The sequence below is a fragment of the Streptomyces regalis genome, from assembly GCF_001509475.1.
GTDB lineage: Bacteria > Actinomycetota > Actinomycetes > Streptomycetales > Streptomycetaceae > Streptomyces > Streptomyces regalis.
The window spans coordinates 1-600 of sequence record NZ_LLZG01000233.1; the positions used below are offsets into that span (position 1 = coordinate 1).

Here is a 600-nt window from a genome sequence, read left to right on the forward strand (position 1 = left end):
CGCCTACACCGCCGGAGCACTCACCCTCGACGACGCCGCCAAAATCGTCACCCTCCGCTCCAAAACCCTCCTTGAACTGGCCGGCACCGGCGGCATGGCTTCTCTGCCGCTATCGGCCGACGACACCCGCACCCTCCTGGCCAACCACACCGACCTCCACATCGCCGCCCTCAACGGACCCACCACCACCGTCATCGCCGGCGACACCGACCAACTCCACCACCTCGTCACCACCCTCAACGAGCGGGACGTGCGGGCTCGCACCATCCCCGTCGACTACGCCTCCCACACCCCCCACGTCCACGCGCTGCGAGAGACCCTGCAAGAACTCCTCGCCGACATCCGCCCGAAGGCGAGCACCATCGCCTTCTACTCGACGTTGACGGGCGCACCCCTCGTCACCACCGAGCTCACGGCTGACTACTGGTACGACAACCTCGCCAACCCCGTCCTCCTCCACCCCACCATCCAAACCCTCCTCGACGACGGCCACACCACGTTCGTCGAGACACATCCCGGCACCGAACTCGACGCCGTGGCCAAGGTGTTGGCCGACGGCCGCGCCCACCTCGACCACCGGGCCGTCCTCACCGCGGAGAA

1 protein-coding gene is annotated in these 600 nt (G+C 67.8%); it reads left to right on the forward strand.

The window, feature by feature from the left end:
* On the forward strand, nt 1–600 hold a 600-nt coding region (locus ADL12_RS24265), incomplete at both ends, for an acyltransferase domain-containing protein (protein ID WP_159053267.1).